General features: G+C 60.2%; 23 protein-coding genes and 1 pseudogene. 16 read left to right on the forward strand and 8 right to left on the reverse strand.

The window, feature by feature from the left end:
• Positions 1-2: 2 nt before the first annotated feature.
• Both ATK23_RS10720 and ATK23_RS10725 read left to right on the forward strand, forming a co-directional pair.
• On the forward strand, positions 3-1,454 hold the full coding sequence (locus tag ATK23_RS10720) for a LutB/LldF family L-lactate oxidation iron-sulfur protein (RefSeq protein WP_066142521.1): 1,452 nt from the start codon (positions 3-5) through the stop codon (positions 1,452-1,454).
• Positions 1,451-2,083 carry a LutC/YkgG family protein gene (locus ATK23_RS10725; protein WP_038993305.1) on the forward strand — a complete coding sequence of 211 codons (633 nt, stop codon included), beginning with the start codon at positions 1,451-1,453 and terminating at the stop codon, positions 2,081-2,083. The genes ATK23_RS10720 and ATK23_RS10725 overlap by 4 nt, the downstream gene beginning before the upstream one ends.
• 216 nt (positions 2,084-2,299) lie before the next feature.
• Here the strand turns inward: ATK23_RS10725 and ATK23_RS10730 are convergent, their stop codons facing one another.
• Positions 2,300-2,647, reverse strand: coding sequence for an IclR family transcriptional regulator domain-containing protein (locus tag ATK23_RS10730; RefSeq protein WP_100339268.1), 348 nt, complete (start codon positions 2,645-2,647; stop codon positions 2,300-2,302).
• A 12-nt stretch (positions 2,648-2,659) separates the two neighbouring features.
• The gene (locus tag ATK23_RS10735; RefSeq protein WP_100339269.1) at positions 2,660-2,971 is read right to left on the reverse strand and encodes a helix-turn-helix domain-containing protein; all 312 of its coding nucleotides are present in this window, start codon (positions 2,969-2,971) and stop codon (positions 2,660-2,662) included.
• A 170-nt stretch (positions 2,972-3,141) separates the two neighbouring features.
• Here ATK23_RS10735 and ATK23_RS10740 point away from each other — a divergent pair.
• The 4 genes and pseudogenes from ATK23_RS10740 to ATK23_RS10750 all read left to right on the forward strand — a co-directional run.
• Positions 3,142-4,824, forward strand: a pseudogene (locus ATK23_RS10740) (FAD-dependent monooxygenase); the annotation flags it as partial.
• Between the two features lie 119 nt (positions 4,825-4,943).
• Entirely contained in the window at positions 4,944-5,054 is a 111-nt protein-coding gene (locus ATK23_RS16835) for a hypothetical protein (protein ID WP_456071320.1), read from the forward strand.
• 162 nt (positions 5,055-5,216) lie between these two features.
• Complete coding sequence (locus ATK23_RS10745; RefSeq protein ID WP_245858367.1) at positions 5,217-6,335, forward strand: MFS transporter; 1,119 nt, start codon at positions 5,217-5,219, stop codon at positions 6,333-6,335.
• A gap of 95 nt (positions 6,336-6,430) precedes the next feature.
• Complete coding sequence (locus ATK23_RS10750) at positions 6,431-6,904, forward strand: DUF4190 domain-containing protein (protein ID WP_066141694.1); 474 nt, start codon at positions 6,431-6,433, stop codon at positions 6,902-6,904.
• A 111-nt stretch (positions 6,905-7,015) separates the two neighbouring features.
• On the opposite strand, the gene ATK23_RS10755 is transcribed toward ATK23_RS10750, so the two are convergent.
• Complete coding sequence (locus ATK23_RS10755; protein ID WP_066141696.1) at positions 7,016-7,564, reverse strand: YceI family protein; 549 nt, start codon at positions 7,562-7,564, stop codon at positions 7,016-7,018.
• A 222-nt stretch (positions 7,565-7,786) separates the two neighbouring features.
• On the opposite strand from ATK23_RS10755, the gene ATK23_RS16360 reads away from it, so the two are divergent.
• The 6 genes from ATK23_RS16360 (at position 7,787) to ATK23_RS10780 (ending at position 14,795) form a co-directional block, all read left to right on the forward strand.
• Complete coding sequence (locus ATK23_RS16360; protein WP_157066391.1) at positions 7,787-7,960, forward strand: hypothetical protein; 174 nt, start codon at positions 7,787-7,789, stop codon at positions 7,958-7,960.
• Between the two features lie 196 nt (positions 7,961-8,156).
• Positions 8,157-10,886: a glycine betaine ABC transporter substrate-binding protein gene (locus ATK23_RS10760; RefSeq protein WP_066141700.1), complete on the forward strand. Its 2,730-nt coding sequence runs from the start codon at positions 8,157-8,159 to the stop codon at positions 10,884-10,886.
• A gap of 49 nt (positions 10,887-10,935) precedes the next feature.
• Positions 10,936-11,793, forward strand: coding sequence for a fumarylacetoacetate hydrolase family protein (locus ATK23_RS10765; RefSeq protein ID WP_066141709.1), 858 nt, complete (start codon positions 10,936-10,938; stop codon positions 11,791-11,793).
• A gap of 109 nt (positions 11,794-11,902) precedes the next feature.
• Positions 11,903-12,964 (forward strand): GTP-binding protein, encoded by a 1,062-nt coding sequence (locus ATK23_RS10770; protein WP_066141712.1) that lies wholly within the window; start codon positions 11,903-11,905, stop codon positions 12,962-12,964.
• On the forward strand, positions 12,954-13,076 hold the full coding sequence (ykgO, locus tag ATK23_RS10775; protein ID WP_083515588.1) for a type B 50S ribosomal protein L36: 123 nt from the start codon (positions 12,954-12,956) through the stop codon (positions 13,074-13,076). Before ATK23_RS10770 ends, ykgO begins: the two co-directional genes overlap by 11 nt.
• Positions 13,077-13,304: 228 nt before the next feature.
• Positions 13,305-14,795 (forward strand): alanine/glycine:cation symporter family protein, encoded by a 1,491-nt coding sequence (locus ATK23_RS10780; protein ID WP_066141715.1) that lies wholly within the window; start codon positions 13,305-13,307, stop codon positions 14,793-14,795.
• An 86-nt stretch (positions 14,796-14,881) separates the two neighbouring features.
• On the opposite strand, the gene ATK23_RS10785 is transcribed toward ATK23_RS10780, so the two are convergent.
• Positions 14,882-15,727, reverse strand: coding sequence for an HpcH/HpaI aldolase/citrate lyase family protein (locus ATK23_RS10785; protein ID WP_066141717.1), 846 nt, complete (start codon positions 15,725-15,727; stop codon positions 14,882-14,884).
• 608 nt (positions 15,728-16,335) lie between these two features.
• Here ATK23_RS10785 and ATK23_RS10790 point away from each other — a divergent pair.
• Positions 16,336-17,817, forward strand: a complete 1,482-nt coding sequence (locus ATK23_RS10790) for an amino acid permease (RefSeq protein ID WP_100339270.1) — start codon at positions 16,336-16,338, stop codon at positions 17,815-17,817.
• Between the two features lie 217 nt (positions 17,818-18,034).
• Here the strand turns inward: ATK23_RS10790 and ATK23_RS10795 are convergent, their stop codons facing one another.
• A complete protein-coding gene (locus ATK23_RS10795) occupies positions 18,035-18,499 on the reverse strand; it encodes a DUF4262 domain-containing protein (protein WP_066141720.1) in 465 nt (154 codons plus the stop codon).
• A gap of 167 nt (positions 18,500-18,666) precedes the next feature.
• Positions 18,667-19,842, reverse strand: a complete 1,176-nt coding sequence (locus ATK23_RS10800) for an NAD(P)-dependent malic enzyme (RefSeq protein ID WP_066141723.1) — start codon at positions 19,840-19,842, stop codon at positions 18,667-18,669.
• Between the two features lie 379 nt (positions 19,843-20,221).
• Here ATK23_RS10800 and ATK23_RS10805 point away from each other — a divergent pair, with 379 nt between their 5' ends.
• The 3 genes from ATK23_RS10805 to ATK23_RS10815 all read left to right on the forward strand — a co-directional run bounded on the left by ATK23_RS10805 (position 20,222) and on the right by ATK23_RS10815 (position 22,859).
• Positions 20,222-20,611: a helix-turn-helix domain-containing protein gene (locus tag ATK23_RS10805; protein ID WP_066141726.1), complete on the forward strand. Its 390-nt coding sequence runs from the start codon at positions 20,222-20,224 to the stop codon at positions 20,609-20,611.
• A complete protein-coding gene (locus ATK23_RS10810) occupies positions 20,608-21,465 on the forward strand; it encodes a hypothetical protein (RefSeq protein WP_066141729.1) in 858 nt (285 codons plus the stop codon). The genes ATK23_RS10805 and ATK23_RS10810 overlap by 4 nt, the downstream gene beginning before the upstream one ends.
• Before the next feature lie 152 nt (positions 21,466-21,617).
• On the forward strand, positions 21,618-22,859 hold the full coding sequence (locus ATK23_RS10815; protein WP_066141732.1) for an aminotransferase-like domain-containing protein: 1,242 nt from the start codon (positions 21,618-21,620) through the stop codon (positions 22,857-22,859).
• 14 nt (positions 22,860-22,873) lie between these two features.
• Here ATK23_RS10815 and ATK23_RS10820 read toward each other — a convergent pair whose 3' ends face one another.
• Both ATK23_RS10820 and ATK23_RS10825 read right to left on the reverse strand, forming a co-directional pair.
• Entirely contained in the window at positions 22,874-23,404 is a 531-nt protein-coding gene (locus tag ATK23_RS10820) for an IclR family transcriptional regulator domain-containing protein (RefSeq protein WP_066141733.1), read from the reverse strand.
• A gap of 91 nt (positions 23,405-23,495) precedes the next feature.
• Positions 23,496-24,428: a LysR family transcriptional regulator gene (locus ATK23_RS10825; RefSeq protein ID WP_066141736.1), complete on the reverse strand. Its 933-nt coding sequence runs from the start codon at positions 24,426-24,428 to the stop codon at positions 23,496-23,498.
• Between the last annotated feature and the right edge of the window lie 31 nt (positions 24,429-24,459).

The following is a 24,459-nucleotide window of genomic DNA, read 5'->3' on the forward strand; positions in this document are numbered from 1 at the left end:
GCATGCCTGCCGGCGGGCAGGGCAACCTGTTCGAGACCGAGCCATTCCCCAAGGCGGCGCACCGCGAACTGGGCAACACCCAGATGCGCAAGAACTTGCGCCACGCCACCCACACCATTCGCGACAAGCGGCTGAACGTCGTCGGCGAGCTCCCTGATTGGGAAGAGCTGCGCGACGCCGGCAGCGCCATCAAGAACTTGACGATGGCCAACCTCGAAGAGCGGCTGGAGGAGTTCGAGAAGAACTTCACCGCCCGTGGCGGCATCGTCCACTGGGCCCGCGACGCGGCCGAAGCCAACAAGATCGTCACCGAGCTGGTCAAGGCCACCGGCTCGAAAGAGGTCGTCAAGGTCAAGTCCATGGCCACCCAGGAAATCGGCCTGAACGAGCACCTGGAAACCGAGGGCATCGAAGCCTTCGAGACCGACCTCGCCGAATTGATCGTCCAGCTGGGACACGACAAGCCGAGCCACATCCTGGTGCCGGCCATCCACAAGAACCGCACCGAGGTGCGCGACATCTTCCTGAGCCAAATGCCGGTGGTGGATCCGAACCTCACCGATGAGCCGGCCAAGCTTGCCGAGGCCGCGCGCAAACATCTGCGCAAGAAGTTCCTCGCCGCCAAGGTCGCCATATCCGGCGCGAACTTCGCGCTGGCCGACACCGGAACCCTGGGCGTCGTGGAATCCGAGGGCAACGGCCGAATGTGCCTGACCCTGCCGGAAACCCTGATCACCGTCATGGGCATCGAGAAAGTCCTCCCCCACTGGGAAGACATCGAGGTCTTCATGCAGCTGCTGCCGCGCTCCTCCACCGGCGAGCGCATGAACCCCTACACCTCGCTGTGGACCGGTGTGAGCGAAGACGACGGCCCGCAGAACGTGCACATCGTGCTGCTGGACAACGGCCGCACCCGGGCCCTGGCCGACCGTTTCGGCCGCACCGCACTGAACTGCATCCGCTGCTCGGCCTGCATGAATGTGTGCCCGGTCTACGAGCGCACCGGCGGCCACGCCTACGGCTCCACCTACCCGGGCCCGATCGGCGCGATCCTCTCCCCGCTGCTGACCGGCATCGAGGTCGAGGAAAACGGCTCCCTGCCGTACGCGTCCTCGCTGTGCGGCGCCTGCTACGACGCCTGCCCGGTGAAGATCAACATCCCTGAAATCCTCGTGCACCTGCGCGGCGACGATGTGGATGCCAACCGCGACAAGCACAAGATCCCTACCCAAATGGATCTGCTGATGAAGGGCGGCTCCTGGGCACTGGGCAAGGGCAAGAACATTGGCCTGCTCGAGAAAGCCCTGCCGCTGGGCCGGCTGGTGTCCGGCAAGGACAAGAAGATCAAGAAGCTTCCGGGCATCGCCGCAGGCTGGACCGCCAGCCGCGACATTCCAGCCCCGCCAAGCAAGTCCTTCCGCGACTGGTGGAGCGACGAAAAGGAGTCCAAGTGAGCGCAAAAGACGAAATCCTCGGGCGGATCCGCTCGGCGCTAGCCGATGCGCCCGTCGCGCCCGAAGTTCCACGCGAATACCGCAAGACCTCGGACATGGGAGAAGCCGAGCTCATCGAGCTGCTGGTCGACCGCCTGGTGGATTACAAGGCCGGAGTGGACGTCATCGACGCCGCGCAGATCCCGGAATTCGTGGCCGCCAAGCTGGCCGGCGCCTCCAGCGTCGTCTACCCGCACGGACTGGACACCAGTTGGCTCTCCGCGCTGGGCGAGAGCGTTGAGCAGCGCGTGGATGCCCCGGGCGCACGCCTGGGCATCGCCGAGCTGGATGAAACCAGCGCAGTGGTCACTTCCTCGGCAGTGTCGGTTGCCGAGTCGGGCACCATCATCCTTGACGGCGAGCCGAACCAGGGACGCCGCGCGATCTCGCTGGTGCCAGATCACCATGTGTGCATCGTGCCGGTTTCCTCGATCGTGCGCCTGCTTCCGGAAGCCATGCCTCGGCTGACGATCACCCGTCCGCAGACCTGGATCTCCGGTCCGTCGGCCACCAGTGATATCGAGCTGGAACGCGTCGAAGGCGTACACGGCCCGCGTACGCTGGACGTCCTGATGGTCCGCGGCCTCTAAGGCCAGCTCACCAAGCTATCGCGGCCGGTTCCCCTCCTAAACCTCCAGGGAACCGGCCGCGAGTTTTTAATGCCTTCCAGCTGCCATTGCCGGTTACTGCCCGGCAATGAAATCTTCCAAGCCGGCTTCAATGCGCTCACGCGCCGCGAAGACCGCCGAGGGCAGCCCAGCCTCGAACATCTGGCGGAAGCGCACCGGCGGGATCGAAACGCTCAGTCACGCGACCACCTCGCCGGCCCCGTCCCGGATGGCCACGCCCAATGCGTTGGCGCCGACTTCGGTCTCTTCCAAGTTCACGGCAAAGCCCCGCCGGTTGGCCGTAATAAGCTCCTGCTCGAAACCGGCAAACCAGGACTGCGGGAAGTCGGTGCCGTTGATCTTCGATTCGAAAAGATACAGGTCCTTGACCGCTGGGAGACCCAGCTGGGCGAGCATGGCCTTCCCAGCCGAGGCGGAATGCGCCGGCATCACCTCGCCTTGCCGGTCCCCCACGCGCACGGCGCGCGAGCCTTGTACGGTGGCCAGGAAGCGCACTTGCGTGCCCGCGCGGACCATCAGGTTCACGGTCTCGTCCTGCTAATCGCTCAGTGCCTGCAGGTGCGGATGCACGCGGCGACGCAGCTCTGCCGTCCACCTCATTCCCGCCGGAGCCACGCCCAAGGCCGGGCCGGGAATGTATCGATGAGCGGCATCCTGGTCGGCAAAACCGCGGTACACCAGCATGGCCAGCAGCCGGTGGGCCGTGGAGCGCGAGATGCCCAATTCCAGCGCCGCATCACTCAGGCGCAGGGTGCCGAAATCGCGCAGCAACTCAAGCAGGGCCAAGGCATTATCCACCGAGGCAATGGGATAGGACGGCCGCTTCCGGCGGTATCTCTTGAACTGCATGCTCCGAGCTTACGCGCTGCATGCGGCCCGCTCCGAAGTGCGCAGCATGGCCCAGAATTCTGCTCTGCAGAACAACATGGCCTGAGATCGCGGAAAAGCAATAGCCTCAAGGCAATCCTTTTACCTTTCCACAGCGGCATCACGACGCTGTCAACCTGCAAAGGCCGAACATGCAGTACTACCTCAATGGCTTCCGCACCGGAAGCCCCGATATCCAGCCAGCGCAGCGCGAGCACGACCCGGAGGTACTCCCCACTCAAGTTGATGTGCTCATCGCCGGAACCGGTCCGGCCGGGGCCATCTTGACTGCGCAGCTCGCCGAGTTCGGCGACCTGCACACCCTGGTCATCGAGAAGAATGGCGAACCGCTGCTGATGGGCCACGCCGATGGCGTCGCCTGCCGCACGGTGGAAATGTTCAACGCCTTCGGCCTGGCAGACCGCCTGCTGCGCGAAGGCTACAGCGTGAACGAGACCGTCTTCTGGGGCCCTGATGCCAAAGACCGTTCGCAGATCACGCGCAATAGCCGGGTCAAGGACGTTGCCGAGGGCCTGAGCGAATACCCGCACCTGATCGTGAACCAGGCCCGCCTCCAGGATTTCCTCTTCGACAAGGCCTCCAAGAGCCCAAGCTGTACAGCTCCCTACTATGGAGTAGAGCTGATCTCCGTGGAAAACACCAATGACGGGGACTATCCTGTGGCGGCCACCGTCCGGCGCAACGGCGAAGAGCAGCAGATCCAGGCCAAGTACGTGGTGGGCACCGATGGTGCCCGGTCCGCTGTGCGCCGGTCCCTGGGCATCAAGCTCGAAGGCGATGCCCGCAACCATGCGTGGGGCGTCATGGATATTCTGGCCACCACCGACTTCCCGGACATCCGCTTCAAGGCAGCCATCCAGTCCGCCGATGGCGGCAACATCCTGTTGATCCCACGCGAGGGCGGATACATGGTCCGCATGTACGTGGACATGGGAGACCTGGACCCAGAAGACCGCGAGGCGCGCAGCCGCTTCACCTCGGACCAGCTGATTGCCACCGCGCAGCGGATCATCCACCCCTACTCGCTGGACGTGAAGGAGATCGCATGGTGGTCAGTCTATGAAGTCGGCCAGCGCGTGGCCGCCCGTTTCGATGACCTGGATGCCAATGCGGCCCCGGATACGTCACCGCGCATTTTCATCGCCGGGGATGCCTGCCACACCCACTCGGCCACGGCCGGCCAGGGCATGAATGTTTCCATGCAGGACACTTTCAATCTCGGCTGGAAACTGGCCGCCGTGCTGCAAGGCCGCGCCCACAGCTCGCTGCTGCGCACCTACTCCGAAGAACGCCAGGCCATCGCCCAGGAACTGATCGATTTCGACACCCACTGGTCCAAGACCATGTCCACCGCGCCCAAGGATCCCGGCAAGCCCGAAGCAGGCGGGCTGGATCCAGACCAGATCCAGGAGCAATTCCAGCGCGGCGGCCAGTTCACCGCCGGCTTCGGCACCCGCTACACGCCCTCGCTGCTCACTGGCGGCACCGAGCACCAGCATCTGGCTGCCGGCTTCCCCGTCGGCGAGCGCTTCCACTCTTCGGATGTCACGCGCATTGCCGATGCGCAGCGCATCGGCTTGGGCCACACCGCCCAAGCAGATGGACGGTGGCGCCTGTACGCCTTCGCGGACCGCGATGCCAAAGGTGCCTCGCCGAACTACGATGCCCTGATCCAGTTCCTGGCGCAGGACCCGAACTCGCCGCTGCGGCGGTTCACGCCTGCCGGCGCAGATGTCGACGCTGTGTTCGACCTGCGCAGCGTGCACCAGGGTTCGCACACCGAGACCACCGTTGCGGATCTGCCGGCGCTGCTGGTTCCGGCCAAGGGCAAGTACGGCCTGCGCGACTATGAAAAGGCCTTTGCCTCGCAGCTGGTTGACGGCGGGAGGAAATCTACGAGGTTCGCGGCATCGACCGTGCCACCGGGGCACTGGTGGTCGTTCGCCCGGACCAGTACGTCTCCATGGTGCTGCCCTTGGACGGCACCTCGGCTCTGACGGAGTTCTTCGCCCGATTCATGGCCGGAACCGTGGTGACTGCCTGACGTGCGGCTCGTCTTGTGCCCTGCACCACTGTCATGAATGGCAGTTGTGCAGGGCGCGTTCTGCTTACATGGGTAGGTAAGCAGAAGAAATAGATGCGAAAGGCCGGAATGCGGCAAGATCAGGACCTCCAGTCTGGGGCACATGGCGTTCCCGATTCTGCTTTGCGCTTCATAGGCTTCCTCTCCTTCTTCGACCGCTATGGCACCCCGCCGATGCTGGTCGCTTTGTCGGTCGGCACCTCGCTCAGCTTCGCGCAAGCGGTCCAACTGGTAGCGTCCTATGCCTTGTTCTATGCCATTGGCCAGCCGATCTGGGGCATGCTCAGTGACCGCTTCGGGCGCTTGGCGGTGTTGCGTGCTGCGCTCATCGGAGCCGCGCTGGCCGCAATCGCAAGCATCCTGTTCACCAACTACCTGCCGCTGCTCATTGCCCGCTCCATCTCCGGGCTCATGTTCGGAGCGCTGTACCCGACCCTTTTGACGCTGTTGGGCGATACCCGCACCGGTGTAGAACGCGCGCGGGGCCTTTCCGATCTGCAGGTCTATTCCTCGCTGGGCACGACCTTGGCGACGTTGGCTTCGGGAGCATTGGCGTCCTATGCCAATTGGCGGCTGGTGTTCTTCTTGCCTGCACTCGGTTGCATTGCTGCCCTGTATTCCCTGCGGAAGTCCGCGGAGCCGGAGCGTTCCCGGTCCGGGTTCAATTTCCATGCCGCGTTGCGTCCAATGAATTTGGCCCTCTACAGCATCGTCTTCCTCGAAGGCGGCCTGCTGATGGGCTTGCTGACCTATATCGTCCCGGCCTTGCAGGAATCAGGTGTCTCCATCGGCCTGGCCGGAGCGCTGGGCTGCGCTTTCGCTGTGGGAGTCATCTTGGGCGCGCGCTTGATGCGCCGATTGGTGGCACGTTTCAGCCGAACGTGGCTTATCGGCGCTGGCGGACTGGTGCTTTGCGCGGCGTTCCTCCCCTCAGCATTCGCACCATACCCTGCCTCGTACACCGTCACGGCATTCCTGCTGGGCGCCACGAATGCCATCATGCACTCGTCCATGCAGGGCTGGGCAACCGATATCTCGCCAGACGCGAGGGCCACCACCGTTTCGCTCTTCGTCTTTGCCCTGTTTGCCGGAGCTTCTGCGGCGACCTACCTCACCGCGGATCTGGCGCAGCATGGCGGCTACGGCCAGATCTTCGGCTTCGGGTTGGCATTCAGCCTGCTGCTCGTGGCGTTGGCGACCGGCACCCATGCGCTCTGGCGCCGAAAGCATCCTGCAAGCTAGGCATCCTGGCAGGTTCGAGCCTTCATTTCGTTGCGGAAAGTTCCTATTGCTCAGGCGCTTTGGCCATCTGCATGAGAGAATCTTGAACTAGGCGCATGAGCTTCACGAACGGAAAGCAGGTTGTCATGACCAGTCCAAGCGAAGAACCGAGAAACCCTTATTCTTCGGGACAGCAGGGGCAGAACCAGCAGTACCAGCAGCCTGGCTACTACGAGCTCAATGGGGTGCCTCAGCAGCCGTACTACAACCAGCAGGCTCACGGCCAGCCGGGCCCATATCCCCCGGGCAACTTCGGCTATCCGCCTGCAGCCCATTTCGAAGGCGCCCAGTTGGCGCAGACTTCGATGATTCTTGGCATCTTGTCCCTTTTCGTTGCAGGCGTGATTCTTGGGCCGATTGCTATTTCCAAAGCCAACAAAGCCGAGAGGGGATTCAACACGGCAGCCACGGTCGGCAAGGTGACCGGCTGGATCGGCACCATTTTCGGCATCCTTTGGGTTGCGTATTTCGCTTTCATGTTCCTCGGCTTGCTCGCCTTTTCCATGGAACCTTCATTCAGCGAGTTCTAGGCACCTCGCAATTACGCTCTTAACGGCAAAGCCCCGGCTCACTTTCGTGAGCCGGGGCTTTCCGGTATCGGCCCTTACGCCGTCATCCCCATGACGGCTTTCGGGAAACTATTACTCTGCGGTTGCCAGTACGAACGAAGCGTCGATTTCGATCTTGACCTTGTCGCTGACCAGAACGCCACCGGCTTCCAGTGCTGCGTTCCAGGTGATGCCGAATTCCTTGCGGGAAATGGTGGTCGATGCGAAGAAGCCAACGCGGGTTGCACCGAAGGCGTCAACAGCTTCGCCGCCGAGCTCAGCTTCGAATTCAACTTCCTTGCTCACGCCGCGGATGGTCAGGTCGCCAACGAGAACAAACTCTCCGGCGTCGCCCTTGACTGCGGTGGACTTGAAGGTCATGGTTGGGAACTGCTCAGCGTTGAAGAAGTCCTCGCCCTTCAGGTGAGCGTCGCGGTTGGCATCCTTGGTGTTGACCGATGCGATCTGGACGGTTGCCTCAACCGAAGAGTCGGCCAGGGTCTCGCCGGTGGTCAGGGTTGCATCGAACTCGGTGAAGCTGCCGCGCACCTTGGAGATGCCTGCGTGGCGAACCGAGAAGCCGATCTCGGAGTGCGATGCGTCGAGGTTCCAGGTTCCGGTGGTCAGTGCAGTTGCAGTCATGTCTACATCCTTTCGTCGGGCCGCCAAGTAGTTGACGCCTCAATTTGTTTTGCTGATACCAGTATGACACTAATGAAGTTGAAGCGTCAACCACTTTTCGCAAGAAAAGTTCAAACCGGATCGTCGCAAGGTTCATTTTTCGAATCTGACTAGGAAAGTTTCCGATGAAATTATTTTTCAATCACCCCTTTACTCCTGCACGTTCATGGCTAGACTGAGGCCATGAACGCAAATAACCCAGACCCCAATCATGTCCAAGAGGAAGCCGAGCTATCTGCAGAGCTAGAGGAAATTTGGCAGGACGAATCCATAACTACCGCTGCCAGCACCGAAATCGCCGATGAAGTCGACGGCGAGCTCGGCACTCGGGATAACAACACCCGGGATAACAAATAGACGACCAGCCAAAGGATCATGGTCGTCAATATGTAATTTCGAAGGTTTCCAGAAATCAGGTATGGAGGCGCATTCATCTGGTTACGTATGTGTCTTGCACTTGGATCGATTATGCCTCGAAGGAACATATACATATATCGTGTAAGTTACGGAAGCAGTACACGTACGACAAATTGAAGTAATCCACTAGGAACGCATGACGCCACTAAGCCGTACCCAGAAAGCCAAACTTCCTGCAATTGCTCTCGCGGCTGTCTCTTCAGTAATTTTCTGGTCGCTGAAACCAATCTTCATCTCAATAATTGGTGACCGAGGAGATTATGCAGAGGTCTACGTTGTTTCCGGAGCAATTGCAGTCGTGAGCAGCATCGTTGCATCATTAATTTTCTGGAAGAAAACTAAAAGCTTGTTGAAAGGCAAAAGCAGCCTACTACGAGCCATCGGATGGTCCTCGCTCTCGGGCTTATTCCTATCAACCTGGTACTACGGTTACTACCGAGCCTTGTATAGCGCTTCAATGACTGACGCAACCGTTATCGCCTTCACATGGCCGTTAATTGCCACCATCGCCATTCGTGTGTTCACACCGAAGACTGCAGAAAAGCTCAAACCCACCCAATGGTTGCTAATTTTGGCATCATTCATTGGAGCAGCCGCCATTGGCATCTCCAATATCGGGGTCGAATCTTCAAGTGGCTCGTCTGGCGAAATCATCTGGGCATTCGTAGCGGCGCTTGGCAGCGGACTTTATCTGCCTTTCGCTTTTAAGGCTACGGCAGAAATCGAAAAATGCATTGATTCCAAGCCCTTCGCCACTTTTTATGCCATTTCAATCGCGAACGCAATATCTTTGTCTGTCGTTTTGGCGCTACTCGGAGCCACTAACCAGACGTTGCGTTTCTACGCCTTTGATTCTCAGGTGATCTTTGTCTGCGCGCTGATTGGCCTGGGCACATACTTGGTTGCCGAAGTAACTTGGACTTGGGCTTTCCAAGAGTACAAATCACTCACTCTCTCTTCTCTGCCGTACTTCTCACCGGCAGCATCAGTCATTCTGCTCCACTTGCTTTTCGACGAACCAGTTCGCCCGATCGCAATGATTGGCCTCGTGCTTATCCTCTTCTCAAATTTAACGTTGCATGCCAACCAGAAGACGACAAATGCACTCGGCTTAACATTGATCGCTACGGTCTATGTGGCCTTGGCTTCGCAAATTCTCCCCCTTGAGTCCGGCGGAGCTATTCCCGAACTAACTGCTGCCCTCACCGGCCTCTTCGCGATTTTGGCGGGCTTTATACTTTCCCGCGCCTCGGCCCGGCGCACGGAAGAAATTGATGCTCGGACCGTACTGGTACGACGGCTGATCGCGCTCGATTCCAATCCCGATAAATCTCTTGCGGACCAACTTCTTTGCCAATTGCTCGAGTATGAGTTTAGTGAAAGCGCGCAGGACAAACGCCGTCAGCTGTCGAAACTTTATGTTCTGATTTCTTCCGCCGAGTCTAGTTCGCCCCAAAAGGTGGAAGAAGCACGCGATGCCCTAGCTACATGGATGGCGATCCACGACGACAGGCTCTCCATAGGAGAATCCGTAGCACTTTGGATGACCGGATTGGGCAGTGTCATCTTCGTACTCCTCTTGCGTGATGCTTCACCATTTGGAACTGCTGGCTCGGTCGTATTTGCAGCTGGCGCATTCCTTCTTATTTTTACTATTCGAGACTACGATCGAAACAACCTCCACGGGTTCCGCAACCAGTTACGCAGACTGCAACAGGGTTTCCAAGAGATAGGTCAAAAATCATACGTGCCTGCGGAAGTTGTCGAGTCCGGGCTAGTCACCTCTAAAACCTTCGAAGATTCAGAAGCGAGATACGGACGATCCGAGCTTACTCACTCAACAGAACCGAAATTCCAGAAACGAAAAATCTTTGACACCGTCTATTTGGGAACGGCCGTACTTGTCATTCTCATTATTTTGCTTCTTCCAATATCAACTCTCGGCATTGCGAATGGATCGCATGTGGAGTCCCCACGTCCCGGCACCGAAGTTGCCCCATCTGGAAATTCCCAAGTCAGCAAAGAGACAATCATTATCGCGGATACCGGGTGGCCAGCGGCTCATGTTTCGTCTGCAGTCATCAGTTCAGTGTTATCCGCCAACGATATCTCGAATGTCGTTGAACCCTTTGACCAAACGACTGCCGCGCAGGAATTCTTAGCTGACGAACCGTTACCTTTAGTTCACCCTGATCTATGGTTGCAAAATCAGTCGTTCCAGTTCCAAGAGGCCGTTCAGAACAACGATGTCAAACTTTCTGATGCCAAATATAACGCGACCCAAGGAATCTACATCCTCGATTCAGCGGAAACGAAAGCTCGTGTTGAGGGCTTAGAATCTTTACGCAACCCTGAAATCGCCAGGTTATTCGATTCGGATCACGATGGACTAGGCGAAATGTGGATCGGGGCTCGTGGATGGTCCACGGCTACTGCACTGGAACAGTGGATTGGCGATAATAAACTCAACACTATTGAGCCAGAGTCATATTCCGAATCAATATTCAAGGCAAAACTTGAACACTTCGCCCAACATGACAAGCCCATTATTTTCTACGGTTACGTCCCGGATTATATCCATAAGAAATTTGAGCTTCGGCTCGTTAATTCTTTGGATCAGCTCACTTCCCAACCAGCAGTAGACGTTCACGTGGCTCGCACTCCGACCGTATCTAGGATCTCTCCGAAGGCGGAAGAAATTCTGAAACACGTTTCCTTCACGGTCGATGACATAAACGAATTCATCAGGCTTGAACATGCCGGTGTCAGTCCGAACGAGATCGCATCGTATTGGATCAAGGAACACCCTGGGACAGTCGCACAATGGACAGACCATCGTCAAACGACGGGTGCCGCCGGAAAATGATCCACGCTAAATAGTATGAAGTGCTAGGCAAATGTAGTGAGATAGATTCATGAAACTTGCCACGCTCCGCCTCGCCAGCGAACCAGGCCATACCACCGCGGCAGTCATTGAAGATGGCCGTGCCTACTATTTGGACAACCTCGATTCGGTGCAGCGTTTCCTGCGGCTTGCCGAAGCCGATCAGCAGGAAGTCATTGCCCGGGCCTTGGTGGGTGATTCCATTGCCGAGGGCGAAGCCGACTACGCTCCGCTGATTCCCAAGCCGGAGAAAATCTACTGCATCGGTTTGAACTATAAGACCCACGCGGCCGAGGTCGGCGAAGAGCTGCCGAAGTATCCGACGGTTTTCGCGAAGTTCGCCTCCACCCTCTGCGGTGCCAATGACTCGATTGAAATTCCCGTTGAAGACCATCGAGTGGACTACGAAGCAGAGCTGGCCATTATTATCGGCAAGCCCGGCCGTCGCATCAGCCAAGAAGATGCGCCAGCGCATATTGCTGGCTATGCGGTGTCCAGCGACGTGTCGATGCGCGGCTATCAGGGCCGTACCCAGGAATGGCTGCAGGGCAAAATCTGGGACCACTCCACTCCCCTGGGTCCTTGGCTCGTGACCCCTGATGAGCTGAATCCTTCGGCGCGCATCAGCAGCAAGGTCAATGGCGCGGTGGTGCAGAACGAGCAGATCGATGACCTGATTTTCTCGGCGGATGAGTTGGTTTCCTACCTTTCGACGTTCAATGAATTGCGGCCGGGCGACGTCATCCTCACTGGCACGCCCTCCGGTGTCGCCTTGGGTCGCCGGGACGAGAATGGGCGCCACCCGTGGCTCAAGCACGGCGACGCGTTGGAGACCTCGATTGAGGGCCTGGGTACCTCGACGGTAGTTTTCCACGCGCCGCAGCACTGATATTCCCGCTGCTTCTCGGGGCCTGTCCGCATCTGCGGGCAGGCCACTGGTCGTTAAGCACCGCTTTTCTTTTTGTTATTGGGTCTCATTCTCATATAAGCTGTGATGCGTGAACCTCATTGTCCTCTCCGCACTTGACACCTCCAGCCGCGACACCGGCTTGGAGCACCTGCGACGCCACCACCCCGATGCCATCTTCCTGCGCTATGACTTCGTCGACGGCAATCGGCTGGTGCGCCATGTCTTTGGATCGGCGACCGCCGAACGCGCTGAAGCAGTGCTTGAGCATCCCTGCATTGGCTGTGCCACAAAATTCGAGATCCTGCCGACCATCAGGCGCCTGGCACACCAGGATTCCGAAACCACCATGGTCTTGGGGCTGCCTTCCACCTGGCATAGCGCCTCGGTGCTCCAGATGCTCGAAACACAACTCGAACCACTGGATCTGCAGATCAGCAGCATCGCGCTGGCCTTGGATCCAGCCGAATTGGAAAACCAGATGTGGGATCGGCATACCCTCTGGGAATCGGGATTCAACGCCATGGAGCTCGATGCGCGGACTGCCGGAGAGTTCTTCTTCACCGAACTGATGCAGGCAGATACGCTCATTCCGGTTGAAGGCCTGGAAGCCCAGCTGCTGGAGGATGCTGCAGGTCCGCGGCGTGCTGGCGGCATCCGCTACGAAGCCGGTCTCGGCCTGGCACGGCAGATGGCGCCGCATGCGCAAATCTGCGTGCACGAAGGGGAACTCGGATCCTTCCACCCCGCCGCGGCACGCCAGCGCACCAGCGCCGGGCATCTGCCGCGAACACCCCTTGATGCCAGCAGTGAGCCGATCCGCCTGCACGCGGAACGTCCGCTCCACCCCGAGCGCTTCCGCCAAGCCCTGCCGTCCTTGGCTGAGTCCTGCACCTGCATCCGCGGCGTCCTCTGGGTAGCCAGCGCGCTGAGCGAGCGCGTTGCCATCGGCGGAGCCGGTCCGCGCATCTGGATGGAGAACACCGGGGCCTGGCATTCGCATATCGCCGTTTCAGAATTGCTGCTCTACGGATCCGAGCATGAAGCTTCGCAGATTGAAACGGTTTTCGAGCAGTGCCAGGTCACCGAGGAAGAGCTCAAGGGGCTGTTCAACTCCGCAAATCACGAGGGAGGTGAATGGCATGAAAGTTAGGAATTCCATCCGTGCACTGAAGAAGGCACCGGGATCGCAAGTGGTCAGACGACGCGGCCGCGTCTTCGTGATCAACAAGAAGAATCCGCGCTTGAAAGCGCGGCAGGGCTGAAGCCCCGCAGCTTGCCGGCATCCACCGCCGTGGATGCCGGCGGAGCCTTTTCGGCCCAAACAGCTGATCCATTGGTGAAAATAAGTTAATGAACTGGACATGACCCGAACCAGCGCGCTTTGTGACACACCTCTCCCGAGTGCCATATGATGGCACTCACATAAGGGAATCGGCTTCTCGCCTGAGACTCTTCATCATCAGTCACTCGCACATAAGGATATTGAATCCATGGACGCTTTGGGCACTCTCTTCGGGGATATCTCTTCCGTCATTTGGGGACCGTTTGTCCTCATCCCGCTGCTTCTGGGCACCGGCCTGTACCTGACCATCCGCTTGGGCGGCCTGCAGTTCTTCAAGCTCGCCGCCGCACTGCGCCTTGGCCTGCTCAAGCGCAAGGACGCTGATGCCGAGGGCGACATCTCGCAGTTCCAGGCACTGACCACCGCGCTGGCCGCTACCGTCGGTACCGGCAACATTGTCGGCGTGGCCACGGCCATCGGCATCGGCGGCCCGGGCGCTCTGTTCTGGATGTGGGTCACCGGCCTGCTCGGCATGGCCTCGAAGTACACCGAGGCCTACCTCGGCGTGCGCTACCGCGGCACTGACGCCGCCGGCGAAAAGTCCGGCGGTCCGCAGTACTACCTCGAACGCGGCATCAAGGGACCCTTCGGCAAGTTCCTGGCATTGTTCTTCGCCATCGCCGCCACCCTGGCCTGCTTCGGCATCGGCAACATGACCCAGGGCAACTCCATCGCCCTGAACCTGGAGAACTCCTTCAGCGTGGCCCCATGGGTCACCGGCGTGGTCCTGACCGTGCTGTCCATCGCGGTGCTGGTTGGCGGCATCAAGTCCATCGGCCGTGTGACCGCTGGCTTCGTTCCGGTGATGATCGTCTTCTACGTGGCCGCAGCGATCTACATCCTGGTCGCCAACGTCGGTGGCATCCCTGCAGCTTTCGCTACCATCTTCACCGATGCCTTCACCGGCACCTCCGCTGTGGGCGGCTTCACCGGCTCCGCCATCATCATCGCCATCCAGTACGGTGTTGCCCGCGGCATCTTCTCCAACGAGTCCGGCATGGGCTCGGCCGCCATCGCCGCCGCGTCGGCGCAGACCACCCACCCGGTTCGCCAGGGCCTGGTCTCCATGACCCAGACCTTCATCGACACCATTATCGTGGTCACCTGCACCGGCCTGGTCATCATCACCACCGGCACCTGGAACCTGATCGACGAGGCCACCGGCGAGCAGATCTCCGCCGCGCTGATGACCGGACAGGCCTTCACCCACGGCCTGCCAGGCGAGTGGGGCCACTGGATCGTGACCATCGGCCTGGTCATGTTCGCCTTCTCCACCATCCTGGGCTGGAGCTACTACGGCGAGCGCAACATCGAGCGCCTATTCGGCCGCAAGCTGGTCATGCCGTTCCGCGTCGTGTTCTCGCTGGTCGTCTACGTAGGCTGCACCACCGAGCTGACCGCAGTGTGGAACTTCTCGGACATGATGAACGGCCTGATGGCCCTGCCGAACCTGATCGGCCTGCTGCTCCTGTCGGGCATGGTGGCACGCGAAACCCGCTGGTACCTCAAGCATGACCCGAAGCTGGAAGCGAGCAAGGCGCAGATTGAGGACTTCATGATCGATCGTCCCGGCTGGGCCGAGTGGAAGGCCGGCGACGTAGTCGGCTCCTCGCGCAACCGCGGTGCCCACGAGGCATAGGCGCAGCTAGCGAAAAGGACCCGTCCGGCGTCTGGATTCAACCAGATGCCGGACGGGTCCTTTGCTGTTGGAAGAAGGTTAGTACCTTAGGCGTTCCACAAGCCGTAGGAGTCGGCCAGGTCGGCAATCTTCTGGGCACGAGCCAAGCGAGGCAGGTACGAGCCGTCGCCCACCGATGCGCCCGCGGCATGCGCTTCGAGCAGTTCCATGGCCCAGGACAGTTCGTCTTCGCTTGGTGCCAGTGCGGCGTTGATGCCATCAACGTGGTCAACGGACAGGGACAGCTTGCCGGTCATGCCCATGGAAGCGGTAACGCGGGTTTCCTCGGTCACCTTGGCCGCGTCGGCACCTGCTGGCGGTGGCCCGTCGATTGGGCCGGGCAGCTTGCCGACACGCGAAGCGATGACGAGGCGGCCGCGTGCGTAGGCCAGGGCCATCGGCTCATCGGAGATGCCGGTGTCCTTGCGGAAGTCGTTGATGCCGAATGCCAGGCGGAAGGTGCCCGGAGAAGAAGCGATCTTCGTTGCATTCTCGATGCCCAAGGCGGTTTCGATCAAGGCCAGTACCGGTGTGCCCGCGCGCAGGCGCATCGCGCTGTAGGTCACCTGTTCAGGCTGCTCGGTCATGGCCAGCATGATTCCGCGCAGGCCGGGGGCGCCGGACAATGCAGCAAGGTCATCGGCCCAGAAATCGGTGTCAATGCCGTTGACGCGCACCCAGGCAGTCATGCCATTGGACAGGGCGCGTACCACGTTGTCGCGAGCCTGGATCTTCTGATCATCAGGAACGGCAGCTTCCATATCGAAAATCACCGAGTCCGCTTCACATGCTAGTGAAGGGGCGAAAGTTTCCTCCTTGGCAGCATTGACCAAGAGCCAGGAACGGGACAATTTTGCAGGAAGAGCCGCAGCTCGACGATTTCGGAATGCCATAAGTCCTACACTACTCACTTGCCACGCATAGCTTCCACTGGCCATGTACAGTATTTGCTTCAAGTGAACCGGTTGCCTTGAAATACAACGCAAAAGCAACCGGGTTTCGTGGTGCTCCTGTGCGCCAGCTTGGCTGTTCTGGAGCGAAAAGTGCGCCTGGATTTCGTGGTGATCCTGATGTTCCCCTTTTACTGGATCTGCCGTTTCCGATATCCGACGGCAACGTGCACAAAGCTGGAAATGATCACCGATAATTCTGAATCAGCTAATCAAGCCCATCACGCTAATTCTATTCGCCGGAACCGGAGAAATTCCTTCATGGATATTCGATTGGTTTTCTTCCTTGCCCATTCCTGCCAGCTTTGCGACTGGCCACTTCGATTAATCGCTCCCAAGGGCCAGGCCTGCTCCCCCAGCTATTGTGCGAAGCAGCTTGCAGCATCCTTTGAGCCCGGTGCATATAACGAATTTCACAACTGTTAAGCCTGCTCGCACTCTGCGTTGACGGCCAAATATAGTCGGTCAATGCATCTGCGATAACCTCGTTCTGCGGTCTAGTCCTTCCTCCCAGCGGGCCGTCACCTTCGATAAACCGAAGGGATCTGCTCATGAAAGGTGCAGCCGTGGCGAACGATTCCACGCAACTGAAAACCGATTCCTCCGGAACGAAACTTGAGCGCGGCCTGTCCAGCAGGCATATCCAGCTCATGGCGATCTCCGGAGCAGTTGGCACCGGCTTGTTCATGGGCTCCGGCAAGACCATCTCGGCAGCCGGACCGTCGGTCATATTCGTGTACATGATCATCGGCTTCATGCTCTTCTTCGTCATGCGCGCCTTGGGCGAGATCCTGCTCAGCAACTTGAACTACAAGACTTTCGCAGATTTTGCCGGAGACCTGCTGGGGCCTTGGGCCGCCTTCTTCACCGGCTGGACCTACTGGTTCTGCTGGGTTGTCACCGGGATTGCCGACGTGGTCGCCATCGCCCAGTACGTCGCCTACTGGTGGTCCGAGATCCCGTTGTGGCTTCCTGCGCTCTGCTGCATCCTGCTATTGGCCGGATTGAATCTGCCAACTGTCAAGGCCTTCGGCGAGACCGAGTTCTGGTTCTCGTTGGTGAAAATCGTCGCCATTCTGGCCTTGATTGTCTGCGGACTGGCCATGATCGCCACCGGTTTCAGCTCATCAGAGGGAGACACCGCGTCCTTCGTCCACCTCTGGGCGCACGGCGGCATGTTCCCCACCGGTTTCATGGGCTTTGTCGCTGGCTTCCAGATCGCTGTTTTCGCGTTCGTTGGCATTGAATTGGTTGGCACTGCAGCGGCCGAGACCAAGGACCCTGAGAAGAATCTGCCCAAGGCGATCAATTCCATTCCGCTGCGCGTGATCCTGTTCTACGTCGGTGCGTTGACCGTCCTGATGGCCGTCACGCCCTGGTACAAGTTCTCCGCTGATGAATCGCCATTCGTCGGCATGTTCTCGATGGCCGGCTTGGCTGCGGCTGCGGGCCTGGTTAATTTCGTTGTCCTGACGGCGGCGGCTTCCAGCGCCAATTCCGGAATCTACTCCACCTCCCGCATGCTGTACGCCCTGTCCCAAGATGGAGATGCTCCGAAGAAGTTCAGCAAGCTGTCGACCACGCAGGTACCGCGCAATGCGTTGCTGTTCTCCTGCATGTTCCTGCTTGCCGCCGTGGTCCTGCTGTACGCGGGCGACTCGGTGGCCCAGGCGTTCACGTTGGTCACCACGGTGTCTGCGTTGTGCTTCATGTTCGTATGGTCAATGATCCTGATCAGCTATTTGGCCTTCCGCAAGCGTCGCCCGCACCTGCATGATGCCTCGAAGTTCAAAGTTCCCGGCGGGATGGGAGCCCCATACATGGTGCTCGCCTTCTTCGTCTTCATCCTGTGGGCATTGACCACGCAGGCTGATACGCGCGCCGCGTTGCTGGCTACTCCGCTGTGGTTCCTCGTCGTTGGACTGTCCTACCTCAAGATGCGCAAGTCCGATAGCCACCAGGCGCTGCGTGCAGCGCATCAGGCAAAAGTTCTCGCTGAAAACGAGGCAGCGGCGATTTACCGGGAAAGCTAGATGCTCCGCAAGAATTTCCTACGACGAATTGCGCTCCAGTACTGAGGCTCGAAACCCTCGGGCATCTGCCGGTACCGTCCAGCATGCGCCGCATGAGGGCCGGACGGACCATCCAATTCAGGCCTTCTGTGCAATTCAAGCATTAGCTAGTCCGACCCAGCACAACAAAAAGCTCATCTCGCGCCCAGATATGCACCTCGCGGACTCTTGCTCCAGATCAAGCGACGCGGCGTAGATCCGCGGACAGCGTCTGCGGCTGGATATTGACGAAGTCCAACGGCATCATGCACTGGAGCCTCGAAACTGGGGCCTTACCAATAATCAGACGCGAGATGGGAAGCTCAGGCAATGCGGCCGAAGACTCCTTGAAGGTGAGCTTGCTGAACAAAGACGTACTGTGCTGGCCTTCCGCAAAGACCTGCCCGTGATCAACGACTTGCTCTGCAACATGGGAGAGCAAGGCGAAAACATCATCCCCGTCTCCCCCAACACTGGTGATTTCGGGATGCCCAATCGTGGTCAAGCCCAGCGTGTACCCAATAGCCTGCTGGTGCTTGGCTGAACCGCAGAGCACGATGGCATAGCCTTTCTCCTCTGTTTCATAGGCAGCGACGAGGCTGAGCAGGACCGTGTCGGGCAATGAGCTGCGCACAGTGAGGCGGAAGTCTGTAGGTTCTAGCATGGTGTCACTCCTGGAATGATTCGGTTCCATCCAGTTTTGCGCTCATTCTTCGTCCGCAACAGAAGCTTTCGCGATTGTGGATAACTTCGCCCAACGCATCCAGGGGTGCCGGGCACGAAAAAACTGCCTGCAACGGCAGGTTGCAGGCAGCTTTTCGCGTGAAATATCTACTGGTTCTTTTCGGCTTCCGCAGCCACAGCCGCAGCCACGGCAGGCATTACGCGATCGTCGGTTGCCGAAGGAATGATGTAGCCCGGAGCGAGGTCATCGCCGACCAGGTTGGCAATGGCGTGGGCCGCCGCGACCTTCATGCCTTCGGTGATCTTCTTGGCGCCTGAGTCGAGGGCTCCGCGGAAGATGCCTGGGAAGGCCAGCACGTTGTTGATCTGGTTCGGGAAGTCGCTGCGTCCGGTGGCTACGACCGCTGCATACTTCGCGGCGACATCCGGCATGATCTCCGGGGTCGGGTTGGACAGCGCGAAGATGATGGCGTCCTTGTTCATCTTCGCCACCGCAGATTCGGCAAATTTCGAGGAGGAAAGGCCGACAACTACGTCGGCGCCGTCCAAAGCCTCGGCCAAGCCGCCCATGACGTCTTCGCGATTGGTGCGCGCCGCCAGGTCGGCCTTGACCGGGTTCAGGTCGTCGCGTTCGCGGTGGATGGTGCCGCGCGAGTCGAGCACGATGACATCATCCACGCCGGCCGAAAGCAGCAAGTTGGTGACGGCGACACCGGCCGAACCGGCGCCCGAGATAACGACCTTCAGCGAGCTGATGTCACGGTTGGTCTGGCGGGCAGCACCGATCAGCGCTGCCAGCACCACGACGGCGGTGCCGTGCTGGTCATCGTGCATGACTGGGATATCCAGTGCCTCGATCAGCCGCTTCTCGATCTCGAAGCAGCGCGGAGCGGAGATGTCTTCCAAGTTCACTGCTCCGAAGCTCGGACGCATGCGGATAACGGTCTCGACGATTTCGTCCACATCGGTGGTGTCCAGCACCAGCGGAATCGAATCAAGCCCGCCGAACTCCTTGAACAGCGCGCTCTTGCCTTCCATGACCGGAAGCGAGGCAGCGGCACCGATGTCACCCAGGCCCAGCACCGCGGTGCCGTCGGATACCACAGCAACCAGGCGGGAGGCCCAGGTGTGGGTGGCGTGCTTGGCTGGATCATCGGCAATGGCTTGGGACACCTTGGCTACACCCGGGGTGTAGGCGATGGACAGGTCGCGCTTGGTATTCAGCGGCATCTGCGAGGAGACGGATAGCTTGCCGCCGAGGTGGGCGTCGAAAATCTCTGCGTCGGTGATGGTGGACAGGTCTTTGGTGGATTCAACAGACATTGAATAGCTCTTCTTTCAAGAAAGTTCTGATTGACGAAACGCAGTACCCACGAAATTGGTGGCAGAGCGTAGGAACGCGCATGACCATTCATCCGACCGCAACGGAGCGTGACCCACAGGCAATTAAGGAGGGTGTCAGGCTTCCATGTACACAATTCCCAATCGGGCTACGCCGGGTGAGGCTGCAGGATCCGTCATGGTGTGCCGGAAGATGGCTGGTCAGTACTTTCTTTAGACCTACGTTTTCCACCATATGGGAACCGTTTGACGCAATTCAACCCCCTTTCGTCGTATGCGCGTCACAATTCAAGCGCCGCACGTTGCCGAGACCCAGCGTCATGAGGTGCGGTTCAGGAGCATCTCGGGCAAAATTGGGGCCATGGCATCACCGACTTCAGCACTAGGCAGGGTCCGCACTTTCGAAGCGTTGGATGAGAAGACCACGGTGCGATTGCGCCGTGCGTTGGACGAGTCGAATGACACGACAGTATTCGTCAACGGCACTGCCCTGCAGCTGCCCAAGGAAGCCCATCAGGCGCTGATCGAGGTGCTGTCGCGCTTCGCCGATGGCGAGTCGGTCAGCATCGGCACGCCCGAGTTGCTGCTCAATACTTCCCAGGCGGCCCAGATGGCAGGCATCTCCAACAGCTACCTGCGCAAGCTGGCCGATTCCGGGATCATCCCGGTGGAATACCGCGGCACGCATCGCCGCATCCGCCCGAGCGCCATCCAGGCATGGCTGGATTCGCGAGGCGAAACCGGAAAATGAGCAAGCCGGCCGGTTCATCCGCCAGCGCTCCGCAGGAAGTCGCCTGGTGGGATCGCCTGCTGATCCGCCTTCCCGGGTATTCGCTGTTCGCCTGGATGGGCGCCTACGGCATGCACCAGTCCGGCGACATCACCCTTGGCACCGCGGCGCTGCTCTTTTTCACGCTCGCCCTTCCCCTGCTAGCCGGGTGGCAAATCTTCCAGGTCCTGCGCAGCCGCCGGCGCACCCAGGCGTGGCGCGACGCCCAGCGGATCTCACAAGGCAGGTTGGGCGTTCCCGACCTGCCCGAAATCCGCGCGAGCCTCGACCGGCTCACCAGGACCCGTGCGCTTCGCCCGGAACCGAAGAAGCCGCGTTTTGGCAGCTTGGCCATCTTCCTCATCGTTCTCGGGGTGGCAGGGTTGGCCATCGCCGCAGGAATTCTGCTGGCCAAGCTCGGTGTTGCGGGCCTGTCGGCCTTCGCCATGGTCGGCATGCTGCTGGCCGCCATCAGGCCGTTGCAGCTCATGGGGGTGCAGAACCGGGCGCACCGCGCGGTGGTTTCCATTCCCGAAAAGCTCACGGAGATCCGCGAGCTGGTGATGCGCGAACGCCACGCACCCAGCGGGCAGCGCGCCACGCAAGCCGCCGATAGCGCACTGGATGCGTCATTGCTGATCATCGATGCTGCCATCGCCCTGTCCCGGTCCGGATATTTCCGTGCTTCTGCGGACTGCGTCGAGCTGCTGGCCCATTTGACCAGGCAGTGCTGGCTGGCGGGGAGCAAGCCCCGGAGTCTTGCGGAGAAACTCCACAATCGCGTGAACGCCGCGCTGGCCCAGCTGGCCATCGAGGAGCGCCATGCCGCGCGCTGAGGCGCGCAATCGCGTGACTGGATGTGCAGGTCTTGCCAAGCCCTGAATTTCCTGCTGGAATACCAAAGTATTCTATTTGAAAACAATTCTTGCGCCGCACCCAGCGCAGGAATCACGCTCCCCGCCAGCGGGAGCCCCGGCCGAGGAGAACCATGACCACCGCATCACAATCGCTGACTACTTTGCACGAAAGCTTGCTTTCCGAGCGTGCGGCGGGAATCAAGCAGTCTGCGGTGCGCGACGTGTTCGAGCTCTCGCTGGACCCATCGCTGGTATCCCTGGCTGGGGGCAACCCCTTCCTGCAGCTGCTCCCGCTGGAAAAGATCGGCGAACTCGCCAAGCGCATCATCGTCGAACAGGGCCCCGAAGCACTGCAGTACGGCTCCGGACTGGGCACACCTGAACTGCGTGCGCAGATTATCGATGTCATGGCGGCCGAGGGCATCACGAACGTGGGCATCGAGGATGTCGTGGTCACCAACGGCTCCCAGTCAGCGCAGGACATGGCCTGCAAGGTGTTCTGCAATCCCGGAGACACAGTGCTCTGCGAAGACCCGACCTACGTTGGCGCACTGAACACCCTCGAGGCCTACCAGGTGATTGCCCGCCCCGTTGGCACGGACGAGAACGGCCTGATTCCTGACGCTTTGCGCGAGCGCATCGCCGAATTGCGCGCGGCCGGCGAGCGCATCAAGTTCCTCTACACCATCCCGAACTTCAATAACCCCTCCGGCATCACGCTGGCTGCCGAACGCCGTCAGGAAATAGTTGAGATTTGCCGCGAAGCGGGCATCCTGATCCTGGAAGACAATCCGTACGGGATGCTGCGCTACGAGGGCACCCCGGCGCCTTCGCTGCGCAGCCTGGATCCGGAGAACGTGATCTACATGGGTTCTTTTTCCAAGATCTTCGCACCGGGACTGCGCATCGGCTGGGCCGCGGTGCCTACCCACCTGTTCCGCCGCTTCTATCTCGCCGGCGAAGCGGTAGCCCTCTGCCCGCCGACCTTGAACCAGATGATCATCAGTGCCTACCTCAATGAGCATGACTGGAAGGGGCAGATCACCAAGTACAACAACCTGTACCGTTCGCGCCGCGATGCAATGCTCGCCGCCTTGGCCAAGTACCTGCCTGCTGGGGTCACCCACACCCACCCGGAGGGCGGCTTCTTCATCTGGCTGACCCTGCCCGAAGGCATCGACACTTACGCTCTGCTGCAGCAGGGCGTGAAGGCCGGGGTCATCTTCATTCCGGGGGCTGCTTTCAGCCCGAGCGGCCAGGCCGACAACAAGTTGCGCCTGGCGTTCTGCTCGGTCGACGAAAAGACCATCGAGGAGGGCGTCCGGCGCCTGTCAGGCCTGTTGGCCGCCGCGATCAACGCTCTGGACAGCTGACATTTGGAATGGGCTCAGGCCAGCCGGCCGCCGAAGTCGTCTGCGATCGCCGTGGCGGCTTCGCGCAGCTTGGACAGCAGGATCTGCTTGATGGCCTCGGGGTTGTTGCGCCCGGCCTGGACCGAGATGTTCAGCGCCCCTAGCAGCTGGTTCTTGCGGTAGACCGGCACGGCCAGGCTGCGCAGCCCCTCGTCGAGTTCCTGGTTGACCAGGGACCAGCCCTGATCGCGCACCGTGTCCAGTTCCCTGCGCAACGCATCCAGGTCCGCCACCGTATGCTCGGTGTACCGCTTGAGTTGCACGCGCTCCAGGAAGGATTCCTGCTCGGCCTCGGCCAGCTGCGCGATCAGCACGCGTCCCATCGAGGTCGCCCAGGCCGGCAGCCGGTTGCCGATGGACACGTTCATCAAATGCAGGCGCGGCGCGGCGACGCGTTCCACATAGAGGATGTCCTGGCCTTCGAGCACGCACAGGGACGAGGTCTCCTCCAGTTCGTGCGCCAGCGATTGCAGGTGGGCGGTGCCCACCACGGAGCTGGGCAGCAAGGTCGAAAGGGTCTCCAGCTAGGGGCAAGACCCAGCCACAGGCCCCAGCCGAAACCGGGCAGCTGCAGTTGCAGCTGCCCGGTTTCCTGCTTCAGGCGGAGTGGGACTCGTGATCCGCGGCGATCTGCAGCAGCGTCTGCTCGGTGCGGCCCAGCACCTGCACCGCCGGCCAGATGGCGTGCAGCTCGCGCAGCAGGGCGGGGCCGTCAAAGGCGATCTCCACCAGGGTTACGTCCGCCAGCTGGCTTTCCACCGCCAGTTGGCTGAGCACCGCCGGCCCCATGCCGCCGGCCGCGCACTGGCAAATGGTCGCATTGCTGTTGAATTCGGCCACCGGCTTGGGCCGCTGGGCATGGGCGACATAGTCCAGGAACGCGCGGGTGCCCGAGCCTTCTTCGCGCTCGATCAGCGCCGTGCTCTGCAGCTCGTGCAAAGTCAGCGGCTGATCGCGCTTCGTCCATTCATGCCCGGGTGCCACCACAATCAGCATCTCGTCGCGGAACACCGGCTCGCTCTTGAGTCCCAACGGTATATGCGGGGTTTCCACGAAACCGAGGCCGACCTCACCTTGCTGCACGGCACGGATGACATCCTGCGAATTCATGATCCGCATGCGCGGCGTGATCTGCGGCAGCACCTGGTGCAGCCGGCCGATCCACTGCGGCGCCAAGTACTCGGCCACCGTCATGCTCGCCCCGAATTGCAGCTCGGATCCCCCTGCATCAGCCAGCGACCTGGCACCGGCAGCCAAGGCTTCCAAGCTGGCCAACGCTTCCCGGGCCCATTGCACGGTGAGCACGCCCTCGGCGGTCAGCGTGGAGCCGGTGGTCTTACGGGTGACCAGGGAATATCCCAAGCGGCGTTCCAGGGCTTTCAAGGCGCGCGAGGCATTGGGCTGCGCCATCCCGGCCTCCCGGGCCCCGGCACTCAGGCTGCCGTGGTCGGCAATGCCCACCAGCAGTTCCAGAGAGGAGATCTGCAGCCAGTGGGACAGGCTTTTCGATGAGGACGAATCGCTTTCCATATCACGATCATATGCCTGCGGCGGCTCGATA

The sequence above is a fragment of the Glutamicibacter nicotianae genome (assembly GCF_002797775.1).
GTDB classification, from domain to species: Bacteria; Actinomycetota; Actinomycetes; order Actinomycetales; family Micrococcaceae; genus Glutamicibacter; species Glutamicibacter nicotianae.